5 protein-coding genes, 1 tRNA gene and 1 pseudogene are annotated in these 7,568 nt (G+C 61.6%); 2 read left to right on the top strand and 5 right to left on the bottom strand.

The features are described 5' to 3' along the window. The 3 genes and pseudogenes from EOA60_RS11825 to EOA60_RS11815 form a co-directional block, all read right to left on the bottom strand. Complete coding sequence (locus EOA60_RS11825) at nucleotides 1-1,194, bottom strand: porin (RefSeq protein WP_127334919.1); 1,194 nt, start codon at nucleotides 1,192-1,194, stop codon at nucleotides 1-3. 100 nt (nucleotides 1,195-1,294) lie between these two features. Continuing rightward, nucleotides 1,295-1,536 (bottom strand): annotated as a pseudogene (locus EOA60_RS11820) (GIY-YIG nuclease family protein). Nucleotides 1,537-1,639: 103 nt separating this feature from the next. Next, nucleotides 1,640-1,730 (bottom strand) — tRNA-Ser (locus EOA60_RS11815). Between the two features lie 441 nt (nucleotides 1,731-2,171). Between EOA60_RS11815 and EOA60_RS11810 the strand changes: the two genes are divergently transcribed. Together EOA60_RS11810 and EOA60_RS11805 are read left to right on the top strand one after the other, a co-directional pair. After that, on the top strand, nucleotides 2,172-3,356 hold the full coding sequence (locus EOA60_RS11810; protein WP_066997498.1) for a porin: 1,185 nt from the start codon (nucleotides 2,172-2,174) through the stop codon (nucleotides 3,354-3,356). Nucleotides 3,357-3,599: 243 nt separating this feature from the next. Then, the gene (locus tag EOA60_RS11805) at nucleotides 3,600-4,673 is read left to right on the top strand and encodes a site-specific integrase (RefSeq protein ID WP_095823687.1); all 1,074 of its coding nucleotides are present in this window, start codon (nucleotides 3,600-3,602) and stop codon (nucleotides 4,671-4,673) included. 71 nt (nucleotides 4,674-4,744) lie between these two features. Here the strand turns inward: EOA60_RS11805 and EOA60_RS11800 are convergent, their stop codons facing one another. Both EOA60_RS11800 and EOA60_RS11795 read right to left on the bottom strand, forming a co-directional pair. After that, the gene (locus tag EOA60_RS11800; RefSeq protein WP_095823686.1) at nucleotides 4,745-5,632 is read right to left on the bottom strand and encodes an alpha/beta hydrolase; all 888 of its coding nucleotides are present in this window, start codon (nucleotides 5,630-5,632) and stop codon (nucleotides 4,745-4,747) included. A gap of 292 nt (nucleotides 5,633-5,924) precedes the next feature. Next, the coding region (locus EOA60_RS11795; protein ID WP_164899268.1) for a lytic transglycosylase domain-containing protein at nucleotides 5,925-7,568 on the bottom strand (1,644 nt) is incomplete at its 5' end.

Here is a 7,568-nt window from a genome sequence, read left to right as displayed (position 1 = left end):
TTAGAACGAACGCTGGAAGCGGAGCATACCGCCGACGCTGTTCTTCTTATTGGCGTTGGTCCAGTTTCGGTCGTCCAGTTCGCCGAATTTGCCATCGTGCAAGTAATCGACCTCGGCCGTAACCGTGAAGCCAGGCACAATGTCGTAGGCGACGTTGGCTGCGACGCCGTAGTTCTTGGCGTCATCAGCAGAGGCCTGGAGGTTGAACGAGGTCTTCTCGTTGAACTTGTAGGTGCCGCCGCCCCAGACTGCCCAGTTTCCGCCCCACTGCTTGTAGAAGTTTCGGTCGATGTGGTCGTCCGACCCGTAGCCGGCCATGAGGAAAAGCGACAGCTCGTTGGTCGCGTTCACATCCAAGCGGACCTTGCCTGCCCATTCATCCCAGGCGCTGTCATAGGCGACGACGCCCGTGATGGCGCCCCAGCCCTGGGTATACTTCACGCCGCCGACAACATGCGGAACATAGCTGTCGATGGTGTCATTGCCCGAACCGGCATTGTAGAGGTAATTGCCAGCCCCATCAACAACCGGGCCGCCAGCGGAACCGGCCCCTTCTTCCAGCGAGACCACAGCCGAGAAGCCGTTGCCGGCGTCAAAGTAGTACTGGACGACGTTGGTGTCGAAGCCGCCATAGGGAACCAGCGTATCGTTGATGACGTTGCCGGCGTATCCGATGAACGTGTTGAAGGCCGATTCGTCCTTGCCGACGCGCAGGCCGCCGAGCTGGATCCAGGCGAAATTCAGCGTGATGCCCTTGTTACCGGCGGGATTGCCGATCGGCTGGCCGCCGGCGGTGACCGAATCGCCATAGCCGTTGGAATTGCCGAAGTTGATGCGCGTCTCGGTGTAAGTCTTCAACGTGCCGAGCTCGGTCTCCTGGCCAGTCCAGGTCTTCAGCGTAAAGCGGGTGTTCTTGTACCAGGTACCCTGGTCGCCGCCATTCCGCACGTCGAGGCTGCGCGCGCCATCGAACGAACCGACATCGCCGAGGCCAATGTCGTAACGGACATAGCCGCCAATGCGCAGGCAGGTCTCAGTGCCGGGGATATAGAAGTAGCCCGAGCCGTATACGTCGCAGATCTTGACGTATTCAGCCGGTTCCGGCTCGGCGACGGTCACCGCGTCGGCGGCGCGAGCACCGGAAACTGCGATCAGGGCCGCAGCTGAGCCGAGAAGAAGGCTCTTGATGTTCATTTTCTGACCTCCAGTCAGAATCGAACGGCAGCGTCGATTTCACTCGACTGTCACCGGTGTCAGTGCTTTGTTATTGCTGTATTTTTTTGCCGGGTAGCCGCTACCACAGACGTTTGCTGGCGAACGCGTGCCCGGATCCCGATTTGAGATAGCGCTCGAACGAAGTCGCCTTTGCTCGGCTTGAAAGGCCATGTAGGTCACGATTCGCCGCGGCAGAAATTTGGAAGTGTGACTGGACTTTCCTGCGTGATGCTCAGCAATTCGTCGCCGCAGGTCCGATGTTATGCCGATATAACGCTCGCCTACGAAAGCCTCGCTCGCAATCAGGTATACGTACCACACGGACCGGCCCTCCTTCGCCAAGGCTTCGGAGGGCATCCTCTCCGCATCCTGCTTCGCACGAACTGTCGGGCTTGTCCTGCGAAGCGCGCAGCGCGAAGCAGGATGGCGGAGAGGATGGGATTCGAACCCACGAGAAGCTTTTGACCTCTACTCCCTTAGCAGGGGAGCGCCTTCGACCACTCGGCCACCTCTCCGTCGCGCCGCTGGATAAAGAAAAGCGGCGGCACAATCAACAAGCCCGCGCCGTAATCGCTGAAAATTCGACGCCGGCAGCAGGATGAGTGTTCCCATGCGGCGATTCCATGGCGATTCCCGGCCGGCGACTCGCAGCTGGCGCCGCAATTTCGGCCGCCCCTCGCCGGATTCGACCGACTGCAAGGCCTTAATGGTTAATGAGAACTTTCGGAGTGAGGCCAAATCGTGTCATTTGTGCAACAACGTCCGGTGATAGCGTCTGGACGGGGCTTCTGCCGATACGATCATAGTTGAACGCCGCCGCCGCCTGGGTAAAGGTCACGTTCGAAGGAGCGGCGCGGTGCGCATCTTTTTCGGTAAGTGGGGATGGGGCAGGGAACGCTGTCCTTCAGCAAAAAATACCCAGACCCGTTTTTTAACTTTTGACTGGAGGTCAGAAAATGAACATCAAGAGCCTTCTTCTCGGCTCAGCTGCGGCCATGATCGCAGTTTCCGGTGCTCGCGCCGCCGACGCGGTGACCGTCGCCGAGCCGGAACCGGCTGAATACGTCAGGATCTGCGACGTGTACGGCTCGGGCTACTTCTACATCCCCGGCACCGAGACCTGCCTGCGCATCGGCGGCTATGTCCGCTACGACATCGGCGTCGGCGACGTCGGCTCGTTCGACGGCGCGCGGTCCTTTGACCACCAAGATGGTGACGAGCAGGACACCTTCTACAAGAATGCGCGCTTCACGCTGAAGACCTGGACCGGCCAGGAGACCGAGCTCGGCACCTTGAAGACCTACACCGAGACCCGGTTCAACTTCGGCAACCGCAACAACTACGGCCAGGTCACTGTTACTGGTCCTACCACAGCCCCCGTTACGAACCTGCTCGGCAACCCCGCCGCCAACAAGGCCGTCTCGCTGAACTTCGCCTGGATCCAGCTCGGTGGCCTCCGAGTTGGTAAGGACGAATCGGCCTTCAACACGTTCATCGGCTACGCCGGCAACGTCATCCAGGATACGCTCGTTCCCTACGGCGACTTCGACACCAACGTCGTCCAGTACTACTTCGACGCCGGCAACGGCTTCTCCGCCGTCCTCTCGCTCGAAGAAGGCTCGGGCGTCGTCGGCACGATCGACAGCTATGTTCCGCATGTCGTCGGCGGCCTGAAGTGGACGCAGGGCTGGGGCGCCATCAGCGGCGTCATCGCTTATGACAGCAACTATGAAGAAGTCGCTGGTAAGGTCCGCTTGGACGTGAATGCCACTGACGCGATCTCGCTGTTCATCATGGCTGGCTACGGTACCGACGACAACCTGTTGGAAGTCCATGCTCCGGGCACTGGTATCAACGCTGGCGGCCGCGGCTTCTACAAGCAGTGGAGCGGTAACTGGGCAGTGTGGGGCGGCGGCACCTACAAGTTCAACGAGAAGACCTCGTTCAACCTCCAGGTGTCTGCTGACGATGGCAAGAACGTCGGCGTCGCTGCGAACGTCGCCTACGACATCGTTCCCGGCTTCACGGTGACCGCCGAAGTTGACTACCTCCACCTTGGCGACGACTCCGTCTCCAACTGGACCAACGCCGACAAGGAAAACAGCGTGGGCGGCATGCTCCGCTTCCAGCGCTCCTTCTAAGGGCTGGACTGCTACAACTGAAATCCGGCCCGGGCATCTCTGCGCCCGGGCCGTTTTGCTTTTCGCGATGGATCAACGCAACGAAAGGACGGGGGTGAAAACGGTAAGCTGATCGGGTCTGTAGAGCGACTTTGTGGGATCCGCCATCGGCGGATGGGGTCGGAGACCAGACTCGAAAACTCTTGAAAGGATGCTCCCGAGCGGTTAGGGCTGGTCCCTTAACCACAGGGGGTGTGGCTAAAAATGTCGAATGAAGCGATTCGAGAGGGGGAGCCCTCTGGTCATTTTGCGGTATTTTCTTCTCAGAATTCGAAATTTAGGTACACCTATAACAAGATCCGGGAAGTAAAGTCGTACAGGGTCAGTGAGCTCTTTACAGCATACCGGGATATACTCTGGGATGATGGGCGGCATAAATACAATGTCAGCTCATTCATTGGTGAAATAGACGAGATCCTTCTGGGAGAGCGTTTCAGCACCTTTGACCAGAACACCCTGGACAGTCTTATCGGTACCTTGCGCCAGCGCGGGAACAGCAACGCAACCATCAATCGCAAGATGGCTGCACTCAGCAAGCTGCTGCGCAAGGCTCATAAGATGGGAGATATCCACAGCCTGCCCGAGTTCCGCCGCCAGAAGGAGCGGGCGGGACGGATTCGTTTCCTCGAAAGGGACGAAGAGACAAGGCTGTTCGCGGCCATCAAGAGCCGCAGCGAGGATGCTTACAGACTTTCGGTCTTCCTGGTCGACACCGGCTGCCGTCTCGGCGAGGCGCTCGGCCTGATCTGGAACGACATCCAGGAACACCGCGTCAGCTTCTGGATCACAAAGTCGGGCCGCAGCCGCACCATCCCGATGACCGAGCGGGTCAAGGAGGTGATCAAGCTGCCGCCGACCACCGAAGGCCGCCGGCCAAAGGGTCCGTTCACCAAGCTCACGCAGGCACAGTACCGCGCCATCTGGAATGAGGCGAAGGCCGAAGTCGGTCTTGGCGCCGATGAGCAAGTGGTGCCGCATATCCTGCGCCACACCTGCGCTTCGCGACTCGTCCAGGGCGGCATCGATATCCGGCGCGTGCAGATGTGGCTCGGTCACCAGACGCTGTCGATGACCATGCGTTACGCGCACCTCGCCACCAACGACCTCGATGGCTGCGTCGTCGTGCTCGAGAAGCCGCGCGCCGAAGAGGCGCCGCGGCCCGCAGAGAACTCGGTGTTTGCGTCCCCGTTGACCACGCCTTCATCGGCCAAAGCCGCCCGCAAGGAGAGCGGCTCGGAGCCGGCGAAGGCGCGCCGCAAGAGCTCGAAGGGCAAATAGGGGGCACGCCACGCGCCGGGAATCTATATTTCAAAAACAAGCCCGGGGTAGCGTTAGTCTCGGACTTTACTCTACTTCGACTGGGCTTCGGCGCGATCGAGGAAATCCGCGATCTTCTTCGGCAACTCACCGGTGTCCAGCAAGGGCGCGTGTCCCTGGCCTTCGACAGTGATCGTCTCCATGCCGGGATGACGCTTTGCCATCTCCTCGATCGTCGCGGTGGAGAGAAGCGTCGAATTGCCGCCGCGTATGGCGAGCAACGGCACGGCGGCAAGCGCGTTGAACTGTGGCCAAAGATCCGGCAGTGGCTTGCTGAAGTCGACATTGGCCAGGGTCTCGACCAGGGCAGGATCGAAATCGGGCACCAGCCCGGCATCCGTGTCGCGGCAGATGGCGCCAACCATGCGCGCCCAGTCGGCATCGGTGAGCGCAGGGAAGCCGGCACCATGCACGCGCCGCTGCGTGTCGACCGCCTCGGCGAATGTCTTCGGCCTCGGCGCGCGATCGAGATATGAGCGGATATGGGCAAGACCTTCCGCCTCGATCACCGGGCCAATATCGTTGAGGACAATGGCTTTCAAGGCGGCCGGCTTCAGCGCGCCGAGCACATGGATGATCAGTCCGCCGCGCGAGGTGCCGATGAAGCCAGCCTCTTCGATACCCAGCGCTGACAAGCCAGCGAGCACGTCGCCGGCTTCGACGCCGACATTGTAGTGGCTGATGTCGGGATCGTAGTCGGATCGGCCACGGCCGCGATAGTCGAAAGCGACGACCTTGCGCGGCGTCTTCGCCTTGCCGGAGAGGTAAAGCGCGAGCTCATGGAAGTCGCGCGCATTGCGGGTGAGGCCGGGCAGGCAAACGATCGGCCAGCCACCGTTCGCCTCGCCATAAATGCGGGCATGCAGTTTCAGCCCATCGGGTGCGGCATAGAAGAAGTCGGAGAAACCGTCGCTCGCCATCGGGATGCTGCTCCTCGCTGAGGTGACCGACAGCTACAGGCGAGGGCGGCCGCGGTCAAATGATGGGAAGGCACGCTACACAACCTTGCCACGCTGGCGGGACAGCATCTCCTCTGTTCTGTCGGACATCTCCCCGCAAGGGGATTGACTGTCATCTAAGCTTTTACCCATCGCCAAAGCGGCATGAACGAGCCGGCAGCGAAACTGCCAATCTCCAAGTGCGGGAGGTGTCCGGCAGGACAGAGGGGCGCGAAGGATCGCCAACCTGAGGCTTGCATACGCCCCACGGCGATCAACTCCGCCCGTTCACCAGATCCCCGACGATGTCGTATTTGCCGGAAATACGCATCTTGTAGACTTCATAATTCTCCATCACGCGCTGCACGTAACTTCTTGTTTCCGTGTAGGGGATCCGCTCGACCCAGTCGACGACGGCGTCCACGTCCTTGCCGCGCGGATCACCGTATTTCGCCACCCACTGGGCGGCGCGGTTTGGGCCGGCATTGTACCCCGCGAAGGTCAGCACATAGGAGCCGTTGAAGCGGTCGAGCTGCTCGCCGAGAAAAGCTGACCCCAGCGTCGCGTTGTAACCGGCATCGGTCGTCAGCCGCGTTTGCGAGAAGGTCATGCCGGCCTTCTTCGCCAGTTGCTTGGCGGTACCCGGCATCAACTGCAAGAGGCCGCGCGCGCCCGCGCTGGAAATCGCCGCGACATTGAACTCGCTCTCCTGGCGGGCGATGGCATAGGCCAGCGCCTTGCCGGAGCCGGAGATATCGGCCGAATCGGGAATGACACCCAACGGATGCGAAAGCGCACCCACATCGATGCCGCGCTGGGCGGCGATCTTGCCGACCTTCAGCGCCATGAAATGGTTGCCCTGTTTTTCGGCAAGCCCCGCCAGCAGCGCAAGCTCGCCGGGGCTGGTCAGCTGCCCCGCGAGGTCGCGGTAGAGCGTCTCGGCATAGCGGTCATACCCTGCCTCCTGCAGCCGCTTGATCGCTTTCACCGCCTCGCGGCCCTCGAAGCTTTGGCGGTCGGCCGCGCTGGGCGTGGGATGGACGATGCTCAAGGTTCTGAGGCCCACACGCTCGCCGGCAAGCTGGCCGTAGAAGGTGGTGCCGTAGCTGGCGGCCCGGGTGAAATAGTCCTTGGCGCTGCCCGGGCCGCCGACTTCCGCGGCGCGGCCAAGCCAGTAATAGGCGCGCGACAGCGACACCGGTCCCTGGGCGAGCTCGGCGATGCGTGAAAAATGCGAGGCGGCTGCTGCCGGGTCGTTGAGACCGCGCAATGCATACCAGCCGGCATGGAACTCGGCTTCCGCGGCGCTGGCCGCGCTTTCGGCCGCATGCATGGAGGCGATCTTGTAGGCGGTCTTTATGTCGCCCTGATCGACCAGCTCGCGCGAAAGAACGCGCCGCTCCACCCACCAGGCATCGGGATCGACCAGCGCGTCGCGATTGGTCGGCGCCTTCATCACGACTGCCGCGGCATCGGCAAGTTTTTGCTGCTTGCGCAGATATTCTGCCTCGGCGAAGAAATAGCCGGCCGAACGCTGCGCCGCCGGCACCGCCTTCAACAGTTTCGCCGCGTTTTTTTCGCCTTTATCGACCGCCACCCAGGCATCCGCCAGTTGCTGGGCGCCGGCAATGCCGGCGACGCGCAGCGCCGAGGACGGCCGGTCGGCATAGAACATGCGCTCCATGCGATAGCGATGATCGGCCGCAGGGATCAGCGTGCCGAATTCCTTGATGATGGAAGTTTCGTCCTGGGCATCCAGCTTCTCCGTGCGCCAGAAGGGCACCAGCACCGCGCGCGCCGCCGCTTGATCGCCCAGCGCCACCTGCGAGCGGGCAAGGATGATCACGCCTTCCGGCGTCAGCGGCTGGCTGCGGCCGAAGGCCCGCACCACCACTTGCGGCGGCGGGCTCTCGCTGTC

Origin of the sequence: Mesorhizobium sp. M1A.F.Ca.IN.020.06.1.1 (genome assembly GCF_004023265.1) — a bacterium.
Lineage (GTDB): Bacteria > Pseudomonadota > Alphaproteobacteria > Rhizobiales > Rhizobiaceae > Mesorhizobium.
The sequence above is the reverse complement of the archived record's forward strand: the minus strand, read 5'-3'. Positions and strand labels throughout refer to the sequence as shown.

Bases quoted from the DNA above. Each gene is read 5' to 3' on its own strand.
- EOA60_RS11805 (WP_095823687.1), top strand. From the start codon at position 3,600: ATGTCGAATGAAGCGATTCGAGAGGGGGAGCCCTCTGGTCATTTTGCG.
- EOA60_RS11800 (WP_095823686.1), bottom strand. From the start codon at position 5,632: ATGGCGAGCGACGGTTTCTCCGACTTCTTCTATGCCGCACCCGATGGG.
- EOA60_RS11810 (WP_066997498.1), top strand. From the start codon at position 2,172: ATGAACATCAAGAGCCTTCTTCTCGGCTCAGCTGCGGCCATGATCGCA.
- EOA60_RS11825 (WP_127334919.1), bottom strand. From the start codon at position 1,194: ATGAACATCAAGAGCCTTCTTCTCGGCTCAGCTGCGGCCCTGATCGCA.